The sequence below is a fragment of the Streptomyces sp. L7 genome (assembly GCF_050990935.1).
GTDB lineage: Bacteria > Actinomycetota > Actinomycetes > Actinomycetales > Microbacteriaceae > Leifsonia.
In genome coordinates this window covers 2,483,591-2,507,653 of the sequence record NZ_CP194644.1, presented here as the reverse complement: position 1 = coordinate 2,507,653, position 24,063 = coordinate 2,483,591, and the positions used below count along the sequence as shown (strand labels likewise).

The 24,063-nt window shown below is 63.8% G+C and carries 22 protein-coding genes, 2 tRNA genes and 2 pseudogenes; 18 read left to right on the top strand and 8 right to left on the bottom strand.

The window, feature by feature from the left end; translation table 11 throughout:
* Positions 1-59 precede the first annotated feature (59 nt).
* Positions 60-937 (bottom strand): annotated as a pseudogene (locus tag ACR5MH_RS12455) (pentapeptide repeat-containing protein).
* A 124-nt stretch (positions 938-1,061) separates the two neighbouring features.
* On the opposite strand from ACR5MH_RS12455, the pseudogene ACR5MH_RS12450 reads away from it, so the two are divergent.
* The 3 genes and pseudogenes from ACR5MH_RS12450 to ACR5MH_RS12440 all read left to right on the top strand — a co-directional run bounded on the left by ACR5MH_RS12450 (position 1,062) and on the right by ACR5MH_RS12440 (position 2,331).
* Positions 1,062-2,017, top strand: a pseudogene (locus ACR5MH_RS12450) (aldo/keto reductase).
* 137 nt (positions 2,018-2,154) lie between these two features.
* A tRNA-Thr gene (locus tag ACR5MH_RS12445) sits at positions 2,155-2,227 on the top strand.
* 30 nt (positions 2,228-2,257) lie between these two features.
* A tRNA-Met gene (locus tag ACR5MH_RS12440) sits at positions 2,258-2,331 on the top strand.
* A 118-nt stretch (positions 2,332-2,449) separates the two neighbouring features.
* Here ACR5MH_RS12440 and ACR5MH_RS12435 read toward each other — a convergent pair.
* Together ACR5MH_RS12435 and ACR5MH_RS12430 are read right to left on the bottom strand one after the other, a co-directional pair.
* Positions 2,450-3,592 (bottom strand): tyrosine-type recombinase/integrase, encoded by a 1,143-nt coding sequence (locus ACR5MH_RS12435; protein ID WP_431347478.1) that lies wholly within the window; start codon positions 3,590-3,592, stop codon positions 2,450-2,452.
* A 41-nt stretch (positions 3,593-3,633) separates the two neighbouring features.
* Positions 3,634-4,227 carry a helix-turn-helix transcriptional regulator gene (locus ACR5MH_RS12430; protein WP_431347477.1) on the bottom strand — a complete coding sequence of 198 codons (594 nt, stop codon included), beginning with the start codon at positions 4,225-4,227 and terminating at the stop codon, positions 3,634-3,636.
* A gap of 132 nt (positions 4,228-4,359) precedes the next feature.
* On the opposite strand from ACR5MH_RS12430, the gene ACR5MH_RS12425 reads away from it, so the two are divergent.
* From ACR5MH_RS12425 to ACR5MH_RS12355, 15 genes are all read left to right on the top strand, one after another.
* The gene (locus tag ACR5MH_RS12425) at positions 4,360-4,527 is read left to right on the top strand and encodes a helix-turn-helix transcriptional regulator (RefSeq protein WP_431347476.1); all 168 of its coding nucleotides are present in this window, start codon (positions 4,360-4,362) and stop codon (positions 4,525-4,527) included.
* A gap of 673 nt (positions 4,528-5,200) precedes the next feature.
* Positions 5,201-5,740, top strand: a complete 540-nt coding sequence (locus ACR5MH_RS12420) for a hypothetical protein (protein WP_431347475.1) — start codon at positions 5,201-5,203, stop codon at positions 5,738-5,740.
* 421 nt (positions 5,741-6,161) lie between these two features.
* Positions 6,162-6,839, top strand: a complete 678-nt coding sequence (locus tag ACR5MH_RS12415) for a hypothetical protein (protein WP_431347474.1) — start codon at positions 6,162-6,164, stop codon at positions 6,837-6,839.
* An 88-nt stretch (positions 6,840-6,927) separates the two neighbouring features.
* Positions 6,928-7,581 (top strand): hypothetical protein, encoded by a 654-nt coding sequence (locus tag ACR5MH_RS12410; RefSeq protein ID WP_431347473.1) that lies wholly within the window; start codon positions 6,928-6,930, stop codon positions 7,579-7,581.
* Between the two features lie 5 nt (positions 7,582-7,586).
* Positions 7,587-7,742, top strand: a complete 156-nt coding sequence (locus ACR5MH_RS12405; protein WP_433861802.1) for a hypothetical protein — start codon at positions 7,587-7,589, stop codon at positions 7,740-7,742.
* The gene (locus tag ACR5MH_RS12400; protein ID WP_431347471.1) at positions 7,739-8,062 is read left to right on the top strand and encodes a hypothetical protein; all 324 of its coding nucleotides are present in this window, start codon (positions 7,739-7,741) and stop codon (positions 8,060-8,062) included. The genes ACR5MH_RS12405 and ACR5MH_RS12400 overlap by 4 nt, the downstream gene beginning before the upstream one ends.
* A complete protein-coding gene (locus ACR5MH_RS12395; protein WP_431347470.1) occupies positions 8,059-9,111 on the top strand; it encodes a hypothetical protein in 1,053 nt (350 codons plus the stop codon). Before ACR5MH_RS12400 ends, ACR5MH_RS12395 begins: the two co-directional genes overlap by 4 nt.
* A 3-nt stretch (positions 9,112-9,114) precedes the next feature.
* Complete coding sequence (locus ACR5MH_RS12390; protein ID WP_431347469.1) at positions 9,115-10,647, top strand: SCO6880 family protein; 1,533 nt, start codon at positions 9,115-9,117, stop codon at positions 10,645-10,647.
* Between the two features lie 2 nt (positions 10,648-10,649).
* A complete protein-coding gene (locus ACR5MH_RS12385) occupies positions 10,650-12,098 on the top strand; it encodes an ATP-binding protein (RefSeq protein WP_431347468.1) in 1,449 nt (482 codons plus the stop codon).
* Entirely contained in the window at positions 12,095-13,900 is a 1,806-nt protein-coding gene (locus tag ACR5MH_RS12380) for a type IV secretory system conjugative DNA transfer family protein (protein ID WP_433861801.1), read from the top strand. Before ACR5MH_RS12385 ends, ACR5MH_RS12380 begins: the two co-directional genes overlap by 4 nt.
* Positions 13,900-14,304, top strand: a complete 405-nt coding sequence (locus ACR5MH_RS12375) for a hypothetical protein (protein WP_433861800.1) — start codon at positions 13,900-13,902, stop codon at positions 14,302-14,304. The genes ACR5MH_RS12380 and ACR5MH_RS12375 overlap by 1 nt, the downstream gene beginning before the upstream one ends.
* Entirely contained in the window at positions 14,301-14,771 is a 471-nt protein-coding gene (locus ACR5MH_RS12370; RefSeq protein WP_431347465.1) for a hypothetical protein, read from the top strand. The genes ACR5MH_RS12375 and ACR5MH_RS12370 overlap by 4 nt, the downstream gene beginning before the upstream one ends.
* Before the next feature lie 114 nt (positions 14,772-14,885).
* Entirely contained in the window at positions 14,886-15,686 is an 801-nt protein-coding gene (locus tag ACR5MH_RS12365) for a TIGR04255 family protein (protein ID WP_433861799.1), read from the top strand.
* A gap of 3 nt (positions 15,687-15,689) precedes the next feature.
* Entirely contained in the window at positions 15,690-16,286 is a 597-nt protein-coding gene (locus ACR5MH_RS12360) for a hypothetical protein (protein WP_431347463.1), read from the top strand.
* Positions 16,287-16,877: 591 nt separating this feature from the next.
* A complete protein-coding gene (locus tag ACR5MH_RS12355) occupies positions 16,878-17,321 on the top strand; it encodes a single-stranded DNA-binding protein (RefSeq protein WP_433861798.1) in 444 nt (147 codons plus the stop codon).
* A 226-nt stretch (positions 17,322-17,547) separates the two neighbouring features.
* Here ACR5MH_RS12355 and ACR5MH_RS12350 read toward each other — a convergent pair whose 3' ends face one another.
* The 5 genes from ACR5MH_RS12350 to ACR5MH_RS12330 form a co-directional block, all read right to left on the bottom strand.
* Positions 17,548-19,014, bottom strand: coding sequence for an ATP-binding protein (locus ACR5MH_RS12350; RefSeq protein ID WP_431347461.1), 1,467 nt, complete (start codon positions 19,012-19,014; stop codon positions 17,548-17,550).
* Between the two features lie 49 nt (positions 19,015-19,063).
* Positions 19,064-19,408, bottom strand: coding sequence for a hypothetical protein (locus tag ACR5MH_RS12345; protein ID WP_431347460.1), 345 nt, complete (start codon positions 19,406-19,408; stop codon positions 19,064-19,066).
* Positions 19,409-19,427: 19 nt separating this feature from the next.
* Positions 19,428-20,045 carry a hypothetical protein gene (locus tag ACR5MH_RS12340; RefSeq protein ID WP_433861797.1) on the bottom strand — a complete coding sequence of 206 codons (618 nt, stop codon included), beginning with the start codon at positions 20,043-20,045 and terminating at the stop codon, positions 19,428-19,430.
* 16 nt (positions 20,046-20,061) lie between these two features.
* The gene (locus ACR5MH_RS12335) at positions 20,062-20,502 is read right to left on the bottom strand and encodes a hypothetical protein (protein WP_431347458.1); all 441 of its coding nucleotides are present in this window, start codon (positions 20,500-20,502) and stop codon (positions 20,062-20,064) included.
* Between the two features lie 805 nt (positions 20,503-21,307).
* On the bottom strand, positions 21,308-23,980 hold the full coding sequence (locus ACR5MH_RS12330) for an AAA family ATPase (RefSeq protein ID WP_431347457.1): 2,673 nt from the start codon (positions 23,978-23,980) through the stop codon (positions 21,308-21,310).
* Between the last annotated feature and the right edge of the window lie 83 nt (positions 23,981-24,063).

Genomic DNA, 24,063 nt, shown 5'->3' with positions numbered 1-24,063 from the left:
CGACTGAACGGAGGCATTTGTGACGGATTCTGCCGTCGACGCCCGAGGGCCGCCTCGGCTCAGTTCGAGGCGGTGTTCCAGTGCGACGGGCGCGTGAGCGCAGCGGGCAGGAGGGTGCGCTCGTCGCCCTGTGCCGCGTCGACCTGCGGCTGGGTGAGGAAGAGGGCGCGGTCGAGGGCGGCGCCGTCCAGCCGCGCGTCGCGGAGGTCTGCCCCGATGAGCTCCGCGGCGGTGAGGTCGGCGTCGCGGAGGTCCGCGCCGATCAGGAGCGCGCCACGCAGCTCGGCGCCGCGGAGGTCCGCGCCGCGCAGGTCCGCGCCGAGGAGGTCGGCTCCGGGGGCGAGGCGGGAGCGCTTGACGCGGAGGGGGAGGAGGCGGGCCGGGGCCGGTCGGTGGCTGCGTCGCGTGCGGCCTCGCGAGTCAGTCGGGCGGCCTCCCGCAGCAGGGCCGCCGCGGGGGTGCGGAGCTCATCGATGTCGAACTCGAGGATGAAAGCGGGGGCGGCGTCCGCCGCGGCCGCGACCTCGTCCCAGGAGGCGCGGAGCGCGTCGTGGAGGGGCGCCGCGGCGGGCATCGCGAGGGCCTCGCGGAGGTACCAGAGCAGTTCGTGGAGCTGGCGGACGATCGGGAAGACGGCGAACATCTCGGCGCGGACGGCCGCGTCGTCGCGCCATGACCTGCCGCCGAAGGTGTGCCGCGTGACGAGCTGGCCGGCGCCGAAGCAGTCGAACACGGTGCAGCCCTTGAAGCCGCGCTCGCGGAGCTGCGGGTGGATGCGGCATCCGAAGCCGTCCTCCAGGTTCACGCACTCCTCACCGGCCGCCTTGTCGAACGCGAAGTCCGCCGAACGCGCGAAGGCCAGCGCGACGCAGCAGAGTCCCGTGCAGGAGGCGCAGTCGGCGGCGAGTGGGCGCTCGGGGGCGAGGGCGGTGGCCATTCGTCCACGGTACTGCCCTCCACAGCAGGGCCGCACGTGTGACCTCTCCACATCTTCGACACATTCGGAATAGCCACGGGGAGGCCGCGTTAGCGTCAAAGGACAGCCACGAAAGGATCACGGAATGACTTCACCGCGCCGCGCCATCGGAACCTCCGACCTCCAGGTCTTCCCGCTCTCACTGGGGGAAACGTCTTCGGCTGGACGGCCGACCGCGACACCTCCTTCGCGGTGCTCGACGCTTACACGGCGGCGGGCGGCAACTTCGTCGACACCGCGGACGGCTATTCGGCCTGGGTGCCGGGAAACACCGGGGGTGACTCGGAGCGCATCCTCGGCGAGTGGTTCGCGGCGAGGGGCCGCCGCGACGACGTCGTGCTCGCGACCAAGGTCAGCCAGCACCCGGACTTCAAGGGTCTCGCCGGAGACAACATCCGCCGCGCCGCGGACGCCTCCCTCGAGCGCCTGCAGAGCGACTACATCGACCTCTACTACGCCCACTTCGACGACGCGTCGGTGCCGCTGGAGGAGACCGTCGCCGCCCTCTCGGGGCTCGTGGACGCCGGCAAGGTCCGCCACATCGGCATCTCCAACTATTCGCCGGAGCGCATCGAGGAGTGGTTCGCGATCACCGAGCGCGAGGGCCTCCACCGCGCCGTCGCCCTCCAGCCGCACTACAACCTGGTCGAGCGCGCCTACGAGGAGAAATACCGGCCGATCGCCGAGCGCGAGGGCCTCGGCGTGATGCCGTACTTCGCGCTCGCCGCGGGCTTCCTCACGGGCAAGTACCGCGACGGCGTGACCGTCGACAGCCCCCGCGCCGGCGGTGCGGCCGCGTATCTGGACGAGACCGGCCGCAGCGTCCTCACCGCCCTGGACGAGGTTGCGGCCGCCCACGGCGTCTCGGTCGCGACCATCGCGCTCGCCTGGCTGGCCGCCCAGCCGACCATCACCGCCCCCATCGCGAGCGCCCGCACGCTGGAGCAGCTCCCGGACCTCCTGGCCTCGGCGGACGTCGTACTGACGGCCGACGAGCTGGACGCGCTCGACGGCGCATCGGAGGCCGCGAAGGCGGCGTGAGCCGGGCCTGATCAGGTTCGAATCCGAGGTTGATCCGGGGTCGAATCCGGGGTCCGGGTGGTACGGAGCACCCTCGCGGGGATGGTATCCTCGTACGGTTGCCGAAAACGGCCCGGACCTTTCCGGATGCCCGGCTTCGCCCCCTTAGCTCATTGGTAGAGCACTTCCTTGGTAAGGAAGAGGTAGTGGGTCCGATTCCCACAGGGGCTCCGTCTCCCGGTCGCGACGACGGGAGACTACGGCGGGGTAGCTCAGGTGGTTAGAGCACACGGCTCATAATCGTGGTGTCGCGGGTTCGAGTCCCGCCCTCGCTACATAGCTTGAAAACACTGGGAGCGGCGGCTGATGATCAGCCGCCGTTCTCTCGTTGTCGGGGCGATTTGGACACAATTTGGACACACTCCAATTCAGCGGGGCTGGTTCCGGGCACGCTCAGTGACTCAGATCGGCCGTACTACGTGGTGATCCCGTTGAGTGATTCAGCGCGATCGAGGCGGCCTCGTCGAGACGGTAGGCGACGTCATCGAGATCGTCGTTGAAGAGGTCCGCGTAGACGTCGAGGGTCATGGCCGCGGAGGCGTGACCGAGCATGCGCTGCACCGCTTTGACGTTGGCGCCGGCGGAGACTGCCAGGCTGGCCGTGGTGTGACGCAAATCGTGAATCGTCATCGACGGTAGACCTGCCGTAACAAGTGCTTTGTCGAACCAGGAGTTCTGCCGAATGGTGGGCGTCGTCTGGTGTTCGCCAAATCGCCCGGGGAAAACGAGGTCGTCAACGCTCTTGCCTTCCAACGCCTCGCCGAGCCCTTTGCTGAGGAACGCTGGGAACGGCACGCTGCGCCGCTTGTGCGTTTTCGGGGAGCCGACGATCACCTCGCCGCGGACGAAGACGGCATTCTCTACGATGTGCAGTCGCCTCCGGGAGAGGTCGACGTCCTTGACGCGAAGCGCCGTCGCCTCACCCCAACGCAGACCCGTATACCCGAGGAGGAGGATGAGCGTTCCGTGTTCGCCGCTCGCGCCAGCTAGTCGGTGGAGTTGCTCGTGTGTGAGGTAGCAGTGTTCCCTGGAGACCTTGCGAGGCAACGCGACCCCGCGCGCCGGGTTTGAAGCGAGACGATGGTCGCGGACGGCCACGTCGAGGATCCCGGCGAGAATCCCGTAGCAGCGGTGCACGAGCGCGGGCGACTTGGGCTTACCGAAGTCGTTGCCGCCGGCGCTCAGCCCAGAGACCCATTGTTGAACGTCGCTGTGTCGGATTTGTCCGATCGACTTCGAGCCCCACGCAGGTCGGACGTGCAGTCTCCAAGCCGATTCGACGACAGCAACAGACGACGGCTTCAGGTGGGTCTGCGACGTCATCCACTGCTCACCGAGTTCTTCGATCGTGGCGCGCGCTTGAGCTACGTCGATGTAGTCGCCTCGAGCCTTCTTGACTTCCACCGAGGCGAGATAGATGTCGGCCTCACGCTTCGTGCGGAAGCCGCGCTTGCTGGCCTGACTGTGATCGGGCTTTCGATACCGGACTCGATAGCGGCGCCCGTTGGCGCTCTCGTAGGCTTCGACGCTTCCCATCGGTGTTCCTCTCGCCTTCTGATGCCACGAAGATCGTTGGGTTACGACTCCGCCGCTTCTGCGATTCCAGTCAGTCCCGCGCTCGTAAGCAGCTCGGCGACATCCGCGATTTCCTTCGCGATTCGGTCGATGCGTTTCTGGACCGCAGCGTTGGTAGCGATCAGGTCGGGATCGCCGGACGCGTCCTGCGTCCTCAGCACGATTTCTAGGCGATCGAGTTCCCGCCGAAGGGTGCCGAGCTCACGCAGGGAGTTGAGAATGGCGATGTCGGCTCGTTCAGACGCCAGACGTGGTCGATACGAACTGGCTGGGGTGGATGAGAGCCAGCTGTCGAACTTTGCCGCTGTCATGCCAGTGAAGTCGTCGCTGAGGTTCGCAAGATCCAGTGTTGCGTCTGGCCTGCCGATCGGCGCGAGGAGCATGGTCACCGGCACATTCAGTCCGCGTGCGATGTTCAGCAGCTGACTAATGCTGATGTCGGCTTTCCTGCCTGACTCGATGTTCTCCAGGATCGCCTCGGTCACGTTCCCGCCTGGAATGGCCTCGGCCAAGTCTGCCGTCGTGCGATAGCCGCGTTCTCGGCGCGCCAATCTGATCCGCACACCGATGCTGGTCTCCGCTCGAAAGTCTGCCATTTCAACAGCCTAGCGCCCGACCTGTTGTCAAGCGTGCAATTCTTTGCTACCGTGCTTGCAACAACTCAGTTGCTCCTAGGTTGTCGAAACGAAGGAGACAAAATGACAGGAGAATTCATTCAGCCAGCAGAAGTGGTTGAGCTCACAGGGTTGTCCATCGCTGCGCTTGCGCAGCTGCGTTATCACGGCAAAGGGCCGCGGTTCTACAAGCCGACCCCGCGCACCGTCCTCTACAAGCGGTCGGAGGTGTTGGCATGGCTGGAGGCGAGCGCCCAGACGAAGACCGGAGTGTACGTGTAGCTGAGCCGACGCCTGCAGGCCCCGGCGTCATCCAGGACTTCGTCGATGGGTACCTCGTGCCGGTCGATCCAATGGATGACTTGCAATGTGAGAGCTGTCAGTAGAACTGCTGGTGCACCCCGGCGTGCCATCACATTGCGTCCCCTATTCGGGGGTAGCGTGCGGCACCAAATGGAGCGGCTGATTCTTACCCCGATCACCGTGACGCCCGGCTCCCAACTCGAGTCAGAGCGGCGGTAACCCATCGTGACTGAGACTCCCGAACTTCAGAGTCGAAGTCGCTGCTCCATCACCGAATCCGGGCTCGCCGCCCCAACCTCCCCGGCGATGCTCGGCTCATCCACCCACTCATCTTCACGGGCGCTCCCACGCGCCCATTCGCGCTGACCCAGGCGCAGTCTCACGAGCCGCCCGGCTCGAACCCGGTCCTTCGTAGTAGCCACCTCCATGCAAGGAAGGTTGTGATCTCGTGGCTGAAGGAACCCAAGTCCGCACGCGGACGGATGCGCTTCTCACGGAGTTGCTCCATGAAGTCGACACCCTGCGACCGTACGTCCGCTTCCAACTGCGCGGCTGGCCGAATGAGGTCGACGCCGTTCTACAGCTCGCCCGGGAGACGGTCTGGCACCGGTCCTCCACCTTCGACCCCAAGCGCGGGTCGCCGCACGCGTTCGTGTTCGGCATCACCCGTCACGTCGTTCTGCGGGAGATCGAGCGGAAGCACGTCCCGATGGACGACGTTCCGGACGACGTCGAGTCCGACTCGGATATCGACCCATTGGAGGCGATGATCCGGCGGTTCAGCGCGCACCGATGGATGGTGCTGGTCGCCGATTTCGTGGGCCCATCCGACTGGCACGTGATGAGCGACCTGAGCCTGGCAGACGGTGATACCGATCGGGTGGCCGAGGCCCATCAGCTGTCCAAGCGCGGTGTCCGCACGATCCATGATCGGGTGTGCCAGACCGCACGAACCGTGCTCGCGGCCCTTGCTGCCGCGGATGCGGGACTACCGCTGACGGGTTCGGTGATCGTGTCGTGCGTGCCCGAGGTCGGTGGGTTCCGGGAGGTCGCAGAAATGATCGGCGACGACGCAGGCACCATCGCCGCTACACTGCACATCCACCCCGGCTCGGCGCGGGCCCGGATCGCAACCGCGAAGCGGCTGCTGATGATCGCCCAGACCGTCCTCGAACAGGAGCTGGCGGCATGATCAGCGTCGGCGCGGCTGCCGCTCACGCGGTGTCACATCCGAAGACGACTCGGAATCTGCTGATCGTCGCGGCGGTCATCGTTCTGGTCGTCCCTATGGCGCTCGTCGCCGTGCCGGTGTCGTTGGTGCTCGCGATGGGTGCCAACGGCTTCGGCGGCGGTGGGGGAGCGTGCGGCGGATCTCCACCGTCTGTGGAAGCCGGCCAGAACGTTGACGGGTACGGACCCGTGCAGCTGAAGATCGCAGCGACGATCATCACGGTCGGCCAACAGATGAGCGTGCCCCCACACGGGCAGACCCTCGCGTTGATGGTCGCAATCGGAGAGTCCGGACTCCGGAACCTCAACCACGGCGACGCCGTCGACAACACCACCATCGGCGTCTTCCAGCAGGGGGCCGGCTACGGCACCCTGCGCAGCGGATGGACCCGGCGACCGCGGCCGCCGCGTTCTACACCCGCATGCTGCACGTCCCCGACTGGCAGACACTCGCGCCTACCCTGGTCGCTCACGCGGTTCAGAGCAACGCCGACCCCAATCACTACGCCCCGTTCTGGACACCCGCAGAACAGGTGTTCACTGCCCTGACCGGGGCGAGTGCGAGCACGTGCCAGTTTCCGGCGGATGCCCGGGCGGCCGCGGCCGTCCTGCTGGGCGCGATCCAGGCGAAGAAGCTGAACTTCCTCGAGCCCCGCTACCAGCAACAGGTCATCAACATGGCCGACGGGACGGCGACACCGGACTGTGCGATCGACACGCACGTCCTCCAGCTGATCGTCGCCGCAGTGCAGTCCTTCCAGCAGGTTGGGGTGAGCGATCTCAACCGGCGCTGCACCGGTATGACTCCGGGCGCGGGAACCGCGTCCGCGCACTGGAAGGGCAAAGCGGTCGACTTCTACGCAATCAACCGGCAGTCCCTCACCGGCGCCGACCCACTCTCGGTCCAACTGATTCAGGTATTGGACCCCTACGCCCCGCATGGGTCATCGGTCGGTCAAAGCGACTGCCGATCACGCGCCCACGTGTCGCTCGGCCCGCTCGTCAACTTCACCAGCGACTTTCCCGATACCTGCAACCACCAGCACGTTCAGGTGCCCTGACCAAACAAATCTCCGAAATGCGCGCCAAGAACCGCCCCGAACCGGAAGTACTAAGTGAAGGGCGCATACGAAACCGAGGCGAATCGAGATGAACAAGAAGCTGATCGCAGTCGCGGCGCTCCTCCCATGCCTCGCCCTTGCCGGTTGCGCCGCCACGACGCCCGCACGCAACCCGTCGTTCACGACGGTCGCGCCGGCCAAACCGACTACGACCCCCTCGAGCGGTGCGACCCCGGCCGCCGACGGCATCGTTGACACCGTCTATGTCCAGGTCTTTCCCGGCCGCACCTTCAAGTCGAGGCACGGCTGCCGATGCACACTCCCGCACTCTCCGCAGGAGCTTTTTCCGGCTGGGACGCCGGTGGTGTTCATGAGGATCACCATGACGGGGGAGTGGAAGCCGTCTCAGGGCGGCCAGACCTACCAGGACGTCACAGGCACGACCTTGAAGGGCACCCAGTTTGACGGCCGCCCCGAGCCGGCGGTCCTGGACACCATCGATGGCCCGGCGGCCGCGAAGGCAGCCGGGCTGCCCTGGCTCCCGTCGGGCCTGTTCGCGAAGAAGTCCGATTGGACGATCCCTAACGACAAGGAACGCTCCTTCGGCGCCGCTTGGTATCTGCCAGCCGGCGTCGACCGGCTTGTCCTCACGGTGGATGTGCCCTCGGAAGGGCAGCCCCTGCAGCTGGTTGTCCCGCTGCCATCTTCGGCAACCAGCGCCGCGAACGCTAGCGGTGAGTGACCGTCATGGACCTGATCCTCAACCTGCTTCGCCTCCTGCTCATCGTCGGCATCGCCCTGCTCGGGATCCTCGGATCCGGGCTGCTGGCCGCATGGCGGATGAGCGAGCGGAAAGAACCCGAACCGTCGACCGACCCCACGGAAAGGAACCAAGAATCATGAACGCACTCAACGAAGCCCTCGTCACCGTCCACGCACGCATCATCACCGTGGCGGCCGTCCCGAACCCCAGCCCGGACTTCTCCGGGCCCGGCGTCGGAGCACTCCAGGCCATCGCGAACGTCGTATTCGCCATCGTGCTCATCCTCGGCGTGATCGGCGGCCTGATCGCCGGCGGGTTCATCGTCGTCGGCCACATCTCCAGCAACGGCCGCGTCCAAAAGGCTGGAATCGTCGGCGTGCTCAGCTGCGTCGCCGGGGTTGCCATCGCTGGCAGCATCGCCGGACTGATCAACTGGGGCCAGTCCCTCCACGTGGCGTGACCATCATGATCGACATTGCTGCTGCTGCTCCGCCGGATCCCTTCGCGCCGAACTACGGCTGCTTCGTGGCCGACTTCGGCTGCCAGGCGTCCCAGACGCTGGCGCAGTTTATGGGCTCGACGATCCGTAATCTCGGCGACTTCATTGCCACGATGATCGCTGGTTCGTTCAACACGAACATCGATCAGGGCAGCTGGAACATCGCGCATTCGCAGTTCCTGTTCTGGATCGCCGTCACCGCCCCGGTCATCCTGATCGTTGCGCTCGTGCAGATCGGCATTGCGATGATCCTGCAGGACTGGTCCCGGATCGGGCGTACCGCTGCCGGTGCCGCCCTGGCCATCCCATTCTCGGCGATCTGTGTATGGGGGATGCAGAAGGCCTCTGGGATCACCGACGACATCACCAGCAGCCTTACGACGGTGGCCCAAGGCGGGGATCTCGCTAAGGGGCTGCTTCGTGTGGTCGGGCTGCTCGACCTGCCCAGTCAGTCCGCCAACGCGGTCATGCACAGTTCGCAGTTCACCCAGGGAGGCGTCATCTACACGATGGCCGCGCAGGGGGCTCACGGGCCGGCCGCCGTCGGCGATTACGTCGTCGCGCTGCTCGTGGTCGGGCTGATGATGATCGCCTCCCTGTTCCTCTTCATTGCCATGTCGATCCGGGAGTTTGGCCTCCTGGCTCTCGCGGCGATGGCGCCGGTCGGGTTGATGATGATCGGGCAGCCCAAGCTCACCGCCTGGGCCCAGCGCTGGATGAACCTGACCGTCGGACTCCTCATCGCCAAGCCGCTGGCCGCCGGGGTCGTGCTACTGGCCGTGGAGCTCACGAAGGCATCCCTGAGCGTCGGGGTCATCCTCGTGGCCGCCGGCGCGGTGATCGCGGCCTCGTTCAGCCCGTTGTGGGCGACAAAGCTCGTCTCGTTCGCCGGCGCCGAGGTCGGGACCGCGCTTCATCATCGGTTCTCGGTCCGCGACCAGTTCTCGCGTGCCAGCACCGCCGCCGCACCCGTCCGCACCGCGGCACGGGTCGTCAAGGTTGGGAGATAACTCATGACCACCCTCATCGCCGACCAGATCCTCACCGAGGAGGGCGCGCCCCGCGTCCGCTTCGCCGCCAGGGAACGCCGCGGCATCTTCCTCGGACTCACGTTCCTGCAGCTGATCGTGATCGGCGCCGCCGTCGCGGTCCTTCTCTCCACTCTGTTCATCGACAGCAACGCGATCTGGGTGATGCTCCCGATTGTCGGTGTCGTGGTGTTCTTCGCGCTTGCCAGCTACCGGCGTGAACCCGTGATCGTGATCGTCACCCAGGCCGCCCGCTACCTGCGCCGGAGCATGGCGGGGCAGACGGTGTTCCGCCGCGATGTCTGGCTCCGAGTGAGCGTCGCCTCCCTCAACGTGGGGCACGCCCAGGTCGCCGCGGTGACCCCGGTCGTGACCTCGAAGTTCCTCCTGCCTGGGGCGCTCGGGGACGTGCAGATCGTGCAGATCCCCGGTGCCGGCGGCTTTATCTACAACGCCCGCGGCCGGCTCGCTTCCGTCACGGTAAAGGTCGGGTCGAAGGCATGGGCGCTGCGAGACAAGGGCACCCAGGAGGCCGCCTATGACGGGTTCGTGGAATGGCTCAGCTCGCTAGAGAACCTGCCCGGCGTCCGTGAGACTACGATCCGGATCCGGGTCGACCGTGCCTCGTCGAACGAGCTGCGTGACTACCTGGTCGGGCGAGAGAAAGAGCATGACCCGAAGGTCACGTCCGAGCTGCGCGAGCAGTATTGGGCACTCACACAAGCGGCGTCGAAGCGGTCGATGGGGTTCACGAACTACATCACCCTCACCTTCGACACGGCAGCCCTCAACGGCGCGATCCGTGATGCGGGGAAAGGACTTACCGGCCTGGCCGCGGTTTTGAAGGAGCGCGTGGCCGGGGTCGAGACCTCGATGGAGCACGCCCGGCTCACCCCGGCCGGTTGGCTGACCTCCGATGAGCTCGACGAGTTGAGTGCGCTGTCCGCTGACCCGGTCGCGGCTGCGACGCGGCGTGAGCAGGAGTCAGGCTTTGCATCTGCGCCGTCGCCAGTGATGGGGATCGATGAAGGTTGGGATGTGATGCGCGTGGACGAGTCCTGGCATCAGACGTTCTGGGTCGCCGAATGGCCCCGCACCGACGTTCGCACCGGGTTCCTGGAGCCACTGCTCTACGCGGGAGACGCTACGCGGGTGATCACGCTGCAGGTGCGACCGGTGGCCACGCACAAGGCGCTGGCCCAGCTGAATCGTGCCCAGTCGGACATGGAGACCGCCGCGACGATCCGGATGAAGCTGTCCTCCCGGATCCCGCTCACCCATCTCCGCGAAGAGGAAGACCTTGCGGTCAGGGAGCACGACCTCGTAGACGGCTTTGGGGACGTGCAGTACCGCGGGTTCGTCACGATCTCCGCCGAGTCTAAGGACGCCCTCGCCAAGGCACGAACCGACATTGAGCAGGCCTCGCACCCAGCCCGACTGGTGCTGGCGTCGATGTCGGGTCAGCAGGCCGCCGGGTTCGTCACTGCGGCCCTCCCCGTCCCGCTGGAAGGGGAGTGACCATGAAGCAGTCAGCCGTCATCGGGCGCATCCCGGCCGGCGAGAAGGGCGGCTCGAACGGACGCCACCGGCGGTCCAACCCGACGGACAAGAACTCGGGCTGGAAGCTGCAGACAGCCGAAATGCCGGCGTCGAAGATGCCGGCGTGGGGGTGGAAGCAACCGCACAACTTGCGTGGGCCGCTGCGAGCCACCCCACCGGCACACCGCTGCTCATCCAAGGTGCTCGGCGGCGCGTACCCGTTCCTGGCGGAGACCGGGGACATCCTCACCGGTGCGTATATCGGCGAGAACCTGCTCTCCCGGGCGCCGTTCTGCTTCGACCCGTGGGACGCGTACTCGGCCGAGGCCGTCCGCTCTCATTCGGTCGCGATCCTCGGGGTGAAGGGCACCGGCAAGTCGATGCTGGCCAAGTCCTGGTCGTCGCGCCTTGCCCGGTTGGGTCGCAAGATCGCGGTCCCGCACGACCCGAATGGGGAGTGGGTGCGCGTCGCCGCGTACGTCGGGGGCCGTTCGATCAGCGTCGGTCCCGGGAAAGCTGCCCGGATCAACCTTCTCGACGAAGGCCCACGCGACAGGTCCTTGTCTGACGAGGACTGGAATCAGAACGTTCTCCAGTATCGGCGGGCGACGGTGAAGACGATCATCCGCCGCCTCCGTGAAGGCGGGAACCTGGAACCGGTCGAGCACACCGCGCTCGATGTCGCGCTCGACGCGTTGCGTGGCCAGTCCACCGTCACCATCACCCACGTCTACGACCGGCTCGTCGACCCGAACCAGAGCCAGCCGCTTGAGGTGGTCGAGGCCGGCCATCGGCTGGCGCACTCGCTGCGCCGGATGGTCTCCGGCGACCTCACGGGGTTCTTCGATGGACCCTCCACTGTCCGGTTCGACGCCGACGCCCCGATGATGGTCGTCGACACCTCCGCACTGAAAGGCGCGTCGCCGGAAGCGCAAGCATTGGCGCGGCTGGCGACAGCGAACTGGATCCGCCGCTCCAGCCTCGGCGCGAACCGACAGGCCCGGGTGATCATCCACGAAGAGGCCGCCGTCGAGCTGCTCAACGACGTCTCCGGGGGCGATGGCCTCGCGGACCGGGTCGAGGACGAGAAGGTCGCCCGCCACCTCGGCACCTCCAACTGGTACCTGCTGCACCGGGTCGCCGACCTCGACGCGCTGGGCGACCGAAACAGCGCCCTCCACTCGAGGGCGCTCGGTCTCTTGGCCGACTGCGAAACCCGGATCTCGTATGCCCAGCACTCCGGGGAGATCGCGCGGTCACGGGAGATCTTGGGCTGGAACGACACCCAGGCCGACCTGGTCCGCAAGCTGCACAAGGGTGAAGGGCTCTGGCAGATCGGCCAGGACCGGGTGGCCAAGGTGCGCAACATCTGCACCGACTACGAACTCGCCGTCTTCCGCACCGACGCGATGGGTGGAGAACGAGCATGAGAACCCAAAGCTCGCCCTGGATGCACGTTGCTCTCTACAGCCTCTTCGCCATCGTGGTCGCCGGCGCGCTCGCCACCGGCGTCGCCAGCGCGACCATCACCGCAACCTGCGGTGGTGGCGGCCAGGCGGGCAGCGTCTTCGCAGGCCTACAACTCGCGATGGGCGCAGACCCAAGCGGCTTCACCCTCCTGCCGGGATGCACAGCGCCCGTGACGTTGATCCGAGTCCTTGATCTGCTAGCCGTCTTTCTTCTTCTCTGCGCGGTCGCAGTCGGGGTGGTGTGGTGGCTTCGCTATCGGCAGACGGATCGCTACTTCATTCGTGAGCTTCGGGGACGGGACGGGCTCGCCAAGCCCGGCGAAGTCCGCAAACACACCTCCGCCCGCACCGCACTGCACCGTGCCAAGACGCTACGCCCGTCACTGATCAACCCCACGCCGTCTGCATCCGGGTGGAAGGTCGGCAGCGCCCACAGCCAAGACGTGTACGTGTCGATCGAGGACTCGATCGTCGTCGAGGGTGCACCCCGTTCTGGTAAGGGATACCGGTTTATCATCAATGCCATCCTCGACTGGGACGGCCCGCTGATCACGACCTCCACCCGTAACGACAACCTCTCGGTCACCATGCGCGAACGCGCGCGGGTCGGCGAGGTCACCGTCTTCGATCCTCAGGAGCTCACCGGCATTCGCTCCGGACTGCGAATCTCACCGGTCGCCGGATGTGAGGATCCGCTCGTCGCGGACCAGCGGGGACAGGCGATCATTGCGGGAACCGCGCTGGGAGCGTCGAAGACGAACCAGGAATGGGCGCAGGTGTCCTCCAATGTGCTGTCGCGGCTCCTGCACGCCGCCGCAGTCTCGGGCCGCGGCACCGACGCGTTGGCGCGGTGGGGATCCAACCCGCGGATCGCGCGGGAAGCCGTCAGCGTGCTAGCTAATCAAGGAACGCCTGGCTGGTCAGAGGACCTGGACGCGATCATCAATGGCGACGAGAAGCTACTGGCCAACTCCTGGTTCGGTGTATTCGGCGCTCTCCGTCCGCTGTCCATCCCCGCGATCCGCAAGGCGATGACACCCGGCCCGGGTGAGCAGTTCGACCTCGACGCGTTCCTCGCCAGCTCCAACAGCCTCTACCTCGTCGGCACCGGCGCCGGTGCCGGGTCCGTGGGCGGCTTCCTCGGCGCAGTCCTGGACGACATCGTTGAGACCGCACGACGCAAAGCGCTCGCCTCGCCCGGCTCGCGGCTCGACCCTCCGCTCGCGCTCATCCTGGACGAGATCGCGAACATGTTCTCCTGGCCGGCGTTGCCGCGGATCATGGCCGACGGCGGTGGCATCGGCATCTCCACCATCGTCGTCCTCCAAGCCCTCTCCCAAGCCGAGACCGCATGGTCCCGGTCCGAAGCCGACACGATCTGGTCTGCCGCCACCGCCAAGCTCCTCCTCGGCGGCGCGTCGGACGTTGACCACCTCCGCGACATCGAATCCCTCTTGGGCACACGCCGGATCCGGAACACCGGGCACTCCTACAACGACAACGGGTCCTCCACAAACGTGCAGAACGAGAAGGTGCCGGTGATGACCCTCGATGAGATCCGTCGTATGCCCGAACCCGTCGGGCTCCTTGCCTACCGGAACCGTCGCGGGATCCTTCTCGACCTCCGCGGGTGGACCGACCGCGACGACGCCCGTCAGGTCAGCGCGGGCAAGAAGCACACGGAACTCGACCAGCAGGTCGTGTTCGCCGAACAGTATCAAGCCGCGCTCGATCGCCGTGGATCAGCGGGGGAGGGGAACTGATGTCCAACGGTCGCCGTCCCGCCCGGGAGAACACCTACCGCAGCCGCTACCTGCACTCCCGAGCCTGGTTCGCCCGCCGCGATCGCTGGTTCATCGAAGCAGAACACCGCAACGGCACCATCCGCTGCGCCCTCTGCCTCGGCTCCGGCAGCGCCCGCTCCCTGGAGCTGCACCACCTCGACTACCGCGGCGTCACCCAAACCCCCTACGGCTGGACCGCCCTTGAGCAGCACGAGGACCTGACGGCGCTGCACCCACGCTGCCACGAATACGTGCACCAGCTCATCGAACGAGACCGCGCGCTTTCTGGGTTCGTCTCCCGCCGCACCGCGTCCGTCCAGGCGATCGCCCGGCTGCAAGCCAAGATCGCACACTACATCGAAGTCTCTCTGGAGCAGCGGTGAGCGACGACATCCCTCTCGACGACCTCGTCGCCTCCCTCGCCGAGAGCTGGGAAGACCAAGCGCCACGGCAGACTCCGGGGATGCTCGGCATTCGTGTCATCAACTGGCGCACCCTCGAAGACGAGGACGCGCCGCAGGTCTGGACCGACCTGCGGGAATGGGTAGTCTGGTTCACCCACCGCTACAACATCGCCTCGCGGAAGGTCCCGCCGTGCTGGTTCAAGCACGGCGCTCTCGTCGAGGAACTTTCGGCGCTTCACACCGCGTGGCTGGTCTCCTACGACAGTCTCGACGCCGGCTACGGACCCATCGGATGGCACGAACGCCTCGCCGTCGCCATCCCACGACTGGCGACTTGGTATAACGGCGAATGCCACAACGGCCACTCCGAACTTCCGCAAACCGGCGACACCGCTGACTTGCCCGAGTGGTCCGCTTGGATCGGTCGCTCGCACGCCGGATCCTGACTACGGCCGGTGGGATCCCGCAGCTACGAAGGAAGTCGGCATCAACGTTCGCGGTGCTCGGGGAGTCGTGCGGTACGGTGACAACATGCAGGCGCAACCTGGACGCGGTGGCCGATGAGCGTTCACTACAAGAACCCTCCACTTATCGAGCTGATCGCCGAGTTCAGGTGGGACCCAGACGAGGTCAATCCGCCCATTCACTCGCAGCAGGCGGGTCCGATTCAATTTCAGCTCGTAGATCCCTCCGTGCAGGAGGCGTTCTACTCGCGATTCGGCGATGCATGCCATGCACTCGGGTTCACGTATACAGAACGACTGCTTCCGCCTGGGATGGCGGCGCAGTTGGGGCAACCGATGTACCGGTACCGCTCAGATACGGATTCGGTTATTGCGCAGGTCGGTAATGGCATTGCGACGGTCAACGCGCTACCGCCATACAACTCGTGGGATGGATTCGCCCCGAAGGTCAGCGAGCTCGTGAGTGTTCTCCTCGAAACTCGAGGGTCGGCGACCCCATTCGAATCGGTCAGCGTCAGATATCTGAATGCCTTTGGGTCGCGATTCTTGCAGGGCAAGACCCCGTTCGAGTACGGAAGAGATGTCCTTGGATTTTCGTTCGCTTATCCGTCTGCAGTGAAGTCACTCCTGGACCCGGCCTCTCCGACGCAATTTGCTGGCTCTTTCGCATTTGCCACGAAGGATGGCCTCCAGGTTCAACTGCAGGTCTCAGAGGGCTTCGTGAACAATGAACCGGCATTCATTCTTGATATGACTGCCAGGAGCGGAAACGGTATCAATCCCGATCGGGACGCGGTGATGGATGTCCTGAACCGCGCGCATCTCGTAATTCACAAGATCTTCGTGGACGCTACAGAGTCGCAGCGCGAGATACTCGAACCCGTGGGAAAGGAGTAGCTGGTGCCCTATCAATTGAGCGCGACATCGATCGTTGACGGCATGTTAAGGATCATGGCGCCGCGCGCTCCTCAACCGGATGTCCAGAGCTATCTAATCTCCGCAATCACAAGCGCCGCTTCGGAGAGAGATTCAGGCCGTGAAGCTGGGGTCAACAAATATCGTCCATCGTCGTCGATCGCGCTTTCGGGAGCCCGGAACGGGGCGCAGTTTGCATCGATCGGAGCACTCACCGACGGGTGGAATGGCGAAGGCAGCCTGGCCCCGTCGACGGAGACGCTCGAATCTGTCGGTCGGCTAATTCGCCAACTTCCATCTGAACTCTCATCGCCAGAATTCACGCCGAACGATAATGGCACCATCTCGATTGAGTGGGAGAACACACGCGGTTATGTGCATCTGGAGGTAGGCACCACCCGATTCGCAATGACGGCCGCCGCCGCTCAATTTGCGCCTCGCTTCTACAACGGATCAACCGCAGCCCTGGACGTAGACTTTGTCGCTGAGCGCGCGTCTGGCGTGCTATTCCAGACGAGACGCGAGTATGGCGATGTGACCCTAAGCCGCTTTGTCGACAGCTTCGCTCTTCAGAGTGCTTGAGCTGCCAGACGAGGTGGGACTCGACGAGTGCGTCGAACGAGTTGTTAGCAGCATGCACCTACGGGCAGACAAGACTCTCAAGTGGCAGTCCCTCAAGCCGAGGACGACAGAGGCAGGTGTGTCTGTAATTCGTCAACGCATTGGGGATACGCCAGTAAAGAAGACCGCACAGAGGGTGAACAGCCAGACGTATGCTGGCCTTGCGGAAGCACGTGTGGGTGAACTAAGACACGCTGGACTCACGGTAATCGCGGTTCAGCGGCCTGGAGACTACGAGGGTCACGCCGAAATTGAGTTTCCTACGTACCCCGAGCCCTTGGAACCCCATGAGCCGCAGCTGGCTGGCGATGGCGATCTTGCGATGGTGAACTACTACAAAAGTCATCTTCGCTTGTTCTGTTTCCGCGCGGATTCGGAGCCGTATGGGGAAACGTGGATCGATGATCCGCTTTGCGAAGCTTGCTGAACTCGGCTCACTCGACGGCTAGTTCGCGGATGCGCGCCTGTTGCGCGCGTTTTTTCGTTGTGATCCGGAAGTTCTAAGTGAAAGGCGATCCAACCTGCGGACCGCCCCAACGAAAGGCAAGATCAATGAGCACACGAGTCCCGATCAGCATCGAAGGCAACCTCGTCGCCGACCCCGACTACGGCGAATCCCAGAACGGCACCAAATTCGCCAAGTTCACCGTCGCCGTCACCGACCGCAAACTCGAAGACGGAAAATGGGTCGACGGCGACACCCAGTACCACCGCACCACCGTGTTCGGCCGCACTGCCGAGAACGTCCGCGCCAGTCTCGCCAAGGGCGACACCGTAATCGTCAACGGCAACCTCGAATTCCGCCACTGGACCGACCAGGCCACCGGCGAACCCCGAGCCGCCACCGAAGTCGTCGCCGACAGCGTCGGCCCCTCCCTCCGCTACACCACCGCGGAGGTCACCCGGCGCGCCCCAAAAGCTAACGGCCCGGACGCATCCGCGACCGGGCCAACGGCAGCCATCGCAGTGACAGGTGTCCCGCCCGTCCTCTCTTGACCATCAGAGAAGGGGGCTGCAGAACGCAGCCCCCTTCGCTGTGCAGCCAGCCGTCGGCATGGCTTCACTTGAGGGGAAGGTCTATACAACATGATCGCCGGCCGCGTCAAGTAAATACCACGATTGTCAATTAGCCGTCAAGTAAAGTTGACGAACCAAATGCCTGGTCAGAATCAACAATTGATGCGCCAGTCGGGCCTAGAGCAGCTTTCCCATCAATTAGGACTTAGCCCTGCTCGGCAGCCCAAAAGGGGAGGTAGCGTCGGTTCCGAGGTCCCGTCGATCCCTCCTCGATCACCAGAAGTCCGTCTTCCACTGCCTCGCCGAGCAATCGGGACGCTTGGGCGCTATTCTTCGAATCGATTCCAAATCGCTCTCGCACTGATGCGTTGGTGATGCTCTCGTCCGAAACCTGTCGCAGGCACGCGTGCATGTACACAGCTCGAAGCCGTTCAGCTCGCGTCATCTTCTGGAGAGGCTTGGGGGCGAACAGCGTGACCTTTGTACTTTCCGTAACAGTGACGTCCGGAGATGCCAGTTCATGGTGTTCGGCAAGAGACGCGATCTTCTCCCAGCCTGAACCGCGTTGTTCGGATACTCCAATCGTCGTCATGAATTCGGCCAGCTTCTCGTTGCGAGATCGCGCCGGATAGTCCACGAATCTCTTCGCATCGATGACGGGGATGCCGGGATTAGTGATCTCCACCCGTCCATCGAATATCTCGACCATCGGTCCTGCACCCGTGACAGTGAAGTCCTGGTGGATCAGCATGTTCGCTAGCAACTCGCGAACGGCGAGTTCCGGGTACATCACTGTTTGAGTGCGTAGGGCTTCACCGATCACCTCCCGTCGGGGCAGTCGGGAATTGACGTACTCAACAAGGCCCTCGAAACCGCTTGCGTAGCCTCGTTCCCCCTGCTGTTCGTGTTTGGTCACGACTCGGTTGTTACCGTCGTAGTGAACTACGCGAACGCGTTTCCGGGACAGCGAGGAAAATCGGCTTAGATCTCGGGCAAAGAGAATCGCCCCGAGATTGGTGATAGACCAGCCAACCGAGCCGCGGACTATCAGACCATCATTCTCGAACTGTTCGAGATAGCCGCGCCGAGCGCGCGGCAGGGGAAGCCTGTTGAGTTCGTAGTACGCGGAGTAATCCAGAAGTTGCAGAACCTCTTCTTCACGCGCGCCGTCGAGCGCAGATCCTGCTTCGAAGACATCGGTCTCAAACGACTTCCAAAGCTTCCGTTCGATCTCGTGGAACTTGCTTAGTTTGTGCTTGTGGGGCCCTACACGCACCCATTCGGTCCCGTAAAACGACACTGGCCGGCTTCGAGCTGCTTCAATCTCGAGTATCCATACGCGGACGTCTGGGGCAGTGTTTACAGATCGGAATTCGAAGTGCACCTGAGGTTCAAGCAAACGGCTTAACCAGGGCTGGAGGGCCTCGTTGCCCTTCTTTGCCGCTGTTGGATTAAACGACGTGCCAACGACCATGTGGTCGCTGTCGCGAACGCCCCACACCATGTACGCGTGTGCGCGACGCTCGAGGACAGCCGCATTAGAGAGGGCGGAGATGTACTCGCCGATCAATTGAGGGTCGCCGTTGTTCTGTTTGAATTCGAGCCAAGTCGCCTCAACGGGCTCGCTCGTGAGACTTTGGAGCAGTGCCAGCTCATCTCGTTCCCGCGTCACAACTAGAGTCTTGCAGAGGGTACGGACACCGCTAGCTGGAATCGCTGCTTCAAGAAGATCCTCCCAACTTGGGCCGAGCCGAGTGGCCGAGGCGTGTCGGTTGCTCATTGCCCGGGGCGTGACAGTCCTGCGCGAGCGTGAGCGCGACCGACAGACCGATCGCACCAGAGTTGAGCCGAAACGGTGAATGCCGTTCCTCCTCGACGCTCATCGCCGTCATATCGATTGCCGGGAGCGCGTCCGCGTTGTCGACCAGGTTTCGGAAATCCTGCAGGTCGTCGGGATCTCGGTAGACAACGAGAATGTCTAAGTCTGCGGCGCTGCCAGGGTTGCAGAGGATTGAGCCGAAGATGAGGACGCGCACTGCTGGCACGCGTCCCGCGATCTCGGCCAACTGGCGAAGCGCTCGCTTGTTATGCACGATGCAAATAGGCGAGGAATGGTGACCACTTCAGGACTCCGACGCCTGCTGCGGTTCCCGCCGCTATGGCCTCAGGAGTTGGGTCGCTATTGGGGTTAGTCGCAACGAAGACGTCGAAAGCGTCGTAGCGGGCTACTGCGTTCCGAACCGAATCCGCTGTCGGCTGGTATTCAGGCGCAATGAAAGCTACCAAGGCGGGAAGGCTTCTCCGCTCAATTCTGAGACGCTTGTCGTCGAGCCTGACGACTTTTGCAATAGCGCTGTGTTGATTTAGTCCGCGCGAGACGAATGCGTATTCACGGCTCACGTGCTTTGAAGGATCGTCTTCGTCACGGATTGCCCGCATGGCGTCGCCGACGTGGCCGATGCCCAAACCTAGTTCGGAGCAGCGATTGAACGCGCTTCCGAGGATGCGACCATCCCGCGGGACGCTAATGACAAACTTCACGTCATTGTGGATATCGTGTGCGGCGGTGATCTCCGCATCAGTAGTCGGGTCGGCGCTGGTCAGGACAAGTCTCACTGGAGGGCGCCCCAGGCGATGAACAAGGACCGAGGCATCATCCAGTTCGATGTCAGCGACAAAATCGAGATCGGTGAAGGTCGGCATCAACCATTCGTATTGGCTAGGAGGCAAGGATGTCTTCCATTCCTGATGGGTAGCGCTGGGTTACTAGCCCTGGTTCGTGCTTTACGTGACGGCCTTCCATATCGCGAACGTGTAGGCGGAACTCTTCGAGCGTCTGCTTTTCATCCAGCGTGAGAAAGTCACGGTTGGCATCAAGCACTCGCAGTACTGCGCGGAGATTGGGTATCACGGTCTCCGTCATGTCTCGTTGCCACATTCGAGCCTGCTCGCTCTCCGGATCAAACTGGTAGTCGTTGTGTGGTCCTCTAGTTTCGAAGATCTTCCAGTTCTGGATGAGCATTGGTTCGATGGCCGCCCGTGCTGCTTCTCGTGAGGGGAACGAATTAACACCAAGAGCCGCTTCGATCTTCTCGAGATGAGATGTCTTCCACGACTGGAGGAGGTCCTCAGGGAAGTCTTCTTCTGCCCTGTCGATCATTGTGTGGCAGCTCGCGCACAACAGAACGAGGTTGCTCCACGCGCCTAGGTCTTCGGCTTCAACCGTTCCGTCTCCGCGCGGTCCTCCAGCGCTGGCGGCGATAATGTGCGCAATTTCTCCGAAATGTACGTCCCCCGCAACCGGGAGATCGACAAAAAGTAGTCGTAGACATTCGGGGTTCTGGCAGCGACCAGCAGAATCGGAAAATAGTCGATACCGCGTTGCCGTCTTGGGATCTGCGCTTCCCCTGCTGCACGACATGGTCGCTAGTACTTTCTCCGAGACGACTTTCTGCCGCGGCCAGCCTAATGTCCGCTCGCTCGTTCCGTCATCTGCGCGGGTCAGTCTGCTCGGACCGTAGTGGAGCTTCGGTGGACTGTTGGACACTAGTTACATGGGAGCGCAAGAACCTCCGTTACCGAGACCACTTGGTGTTTCGGACGGTGAAGCGATTGAGTTGTGTCGACAATGGATGATCCATCTTGGCGCACTCGATTCGGTGACGGCTTCAGGCCAAGCACGAGATGTCTGTGATCTGTACAGCTCGCACTTCCTCGGTTGGGTCGAAAACCGACGGGGCAACCTTGATGTCGACCTTGTTGAACGTGCAGCCGCAACCTCAGCCGGAGACGGGCGGTCCCCTCTGCTGTTTACGCCGGGAGGCGTATTCCCAGAGGCCCGCGATCGAGCTGACGCGCTTGGCGTTGCGCTACTTCGGTTTCGGGCGCAGGACGGCGCGCTAGACGGCATCAACGAGCGCGGCCGGCAGGCTCGGACTGCTGGACTGGCTAAGCGATAGTCCCCGTCATCGGTCGAGGATCGCAGTTCTGTCCGGATGCGCCATGGTTGATGGCCCCGTCTGGTTCTGGGCCGCGCGATTGAATTCAACTCGTGCGGCAGCTCGCGACGCATCAAGGGTCTCTTCGATTGACTGCCGCTGCATCATTTCGACGAGTTGCGTTCTCGCTGAAGCTTCGGTCGGTGCAACGAGAACGATGTCGTTCTCCTCCTTGCCCCGTGTAAGCCCAACGTAGAGTCCTGCGGCGTCTACACCGGGTCCGACGAGCGCGCGATCGGTGGTCTCGCCCTGGACTGCGTAGACCGTTGATGCATAACCCAGGTGCATGTGAGCGTTGGCGTATTCGTGGGTGACCCTCTTGAGGTCGGTCGAGTCCGACGAGGAGGCGAGAATCACATGTCCTGCCGTGATTTGCTTGACTACCCAATGCTGACGATTCTGGACATCTGACCCGCGATCGTTTCGTCGGGTCTGAACGATGTCGCCCACGAAGATGGGCTGACCACATTGACCCGAGGTGGATTCACTGGTGTCGATCTCGCCGGCATGGATTCTCCGACTCTGGATATCCTCACTGATTGCCAGCGCTTCAGCGTGCGTCGCGACGACGAGCGCTATCGACTTTCGCTGCTCCTCCGCATCGAACCAGGCTGAGACCATTCCGATTCGGGCCTCGGCATCATTATTTGCAAGGACGACATGCCCAGTGTCCACGAGATCGTCGGCGACGCGCTCGGACGCTGCGCGACCTTGCGGATCGCGCAACCTCAACGTCAAGTCTGCCCAAGCGGGATCCTTGAATCGGTGGATGTCCATGAGCTCGACCTGGTCCGCCGAGTGGGCCCAGAAGAGAGCCATCGCGCCGGAGTGCCCCACAGGCAGCGCCTGACGTTGGTCGCCGACTAGTGCCACCGTCGCCTGAGTTCGTTCTAGCACCTCGACGAGGGCATTAGCTGCCTCGAGATCGAGCATTCCGGCCTCGTCTACGACGATCCGATCCCCGGGATGGATCGTAATCCGAGGACCGTCGTACGCGTGCCCGGTGTCGTGATCGACTTCTCCGATCTGGAGGCACCGCCAATCAGTTCCCCCCGCCCTATTCGTGCCCCAACGCCAGCCATAGTCGTGGAGTAGTTGATGCAGCGACGAAGATGCGCTCCGTGTTTCACGGCCAGCCACGGCCGACGCCTTCTTTGTTGGCGCGACGATGATCATGTTGCGGCCACGTAGACGAAGCGCTGCGCCAGCGACTTTCAGCATCGTTGTCTTGCCCGTTCCGGCAGCGCCCGACACCGCGACGCTTCTCGAGGTGCCGGCGATTGCCGCGGCGCCAGCGAGTTGACCTCTATCTAGCGAACGTTCCGGTTCTATTGCTTGTCCGACTGCCTTCACCTCGAGGGTGTTCAGTGCTGCGCCGGGAGCAGAGATTCGTTCGATCCTATATGCGAGGGAGGCTTTCAAAGTCGCCGTTGAAGTGGCCATTCGTCGCTTGATGTGCGCCGGGATGTTCGCCTCACTAAGCAGGCTCACGCTGTAGGTGCGGGTGGCGAAGGAGGCGACTCCGTCAGCGATTTCAGCCAGGCGTTGCCTATCGGCGACGACGCCGGAACTTGCGATCGCTCGAATCGCGCCGGCCAGAACGTCCATGTCGCTGAACCTGCCTCCCGTGCGAGTCGACCGGGCATCGGCGTCGACGATCGCCTTTGACGCGAGGAGCTCGATGTCGAGGTCCTCGATGGCGATCGACCGTGCAACTTTCGCATTGCGTGGCTGCCCGAATTCCGGGTCGACGTGTAGTAGTTCGGCCATCACGATGGACGCCCAATCCTCCTCTTTTAGCTGGCTCGGCTTGTTTGGCCGGCCAGCCGCCCACGCCCACTGATCGATCTGGGTCAGGACGGTGGCGGAGGGCTCCTCACCGGGGTGCTGTTCCTTCCATTCGCGCAGGTGGGCTGCCTTGTTGGCTTCGATCTGCGCAGAGCGCTTCGACAGCGGCCGCACGAGATGCTGCAGCTCCGCGATCTCACCGTCCGAGTTCAGCGTGAAGCCCTTGGCAGCCAGCGCGGCGATCCAGGCTGGGTCGGTCCTGGAGGCAAGATCACCTTCAGCGTTCACGACGTTCTGGAACCGCAGAGCGACGCGAGTGTCGACGTTGGACCACTTCCCGTCGAGCCCTTGGACTTTAACGTTCAGCCAGAGGTGGCGGTGCTTGTGCGGGTCTAGCGAGCGGGACCGCTCGTGGCGGAGTTCGACGATCTCGATGCGAGCCAGGTCTTCGCGGATGGCACCTTGCTTGCCGCGGCGGGCGTTGAGTTCGGTCTGCCACAGCTTGATGATCCGATCTCGCAACCGGTCCTGCAGATCCTCGTACGCGGCAGCCAGTTCCGGGTCCAGCACCGCCGCGATCGAGAACGACTTCGGGGCGTTGATGGTCGCATCCAGAATCAGGTCTGCGACGGGCGACTCCAAATCCCGGCCGCGGCGCTCACTGGTGAGCGGGTCGATACCGTCGACCCAATCCTTCAGCTGGGAACGGGTGAGGAGGTCGTCGCGGATGGCGCCGTTCTCGACGATGTACCGGGTCATTACCGCATCCGCATAGCCGGCCGCCGCCATCGCGCCGTCGGTGGTCTTGGCGGTCAGGGTGGCGTCGCAGACCCCGCCGAAGGCGTAGTGCACGGCCTGCTTGGCCCCCTGGGCCGCCTGTCCGCGCTTCCACCGCGCCACTCCACCTCTCACACTTAGAACTTCCGGTTGCCCGT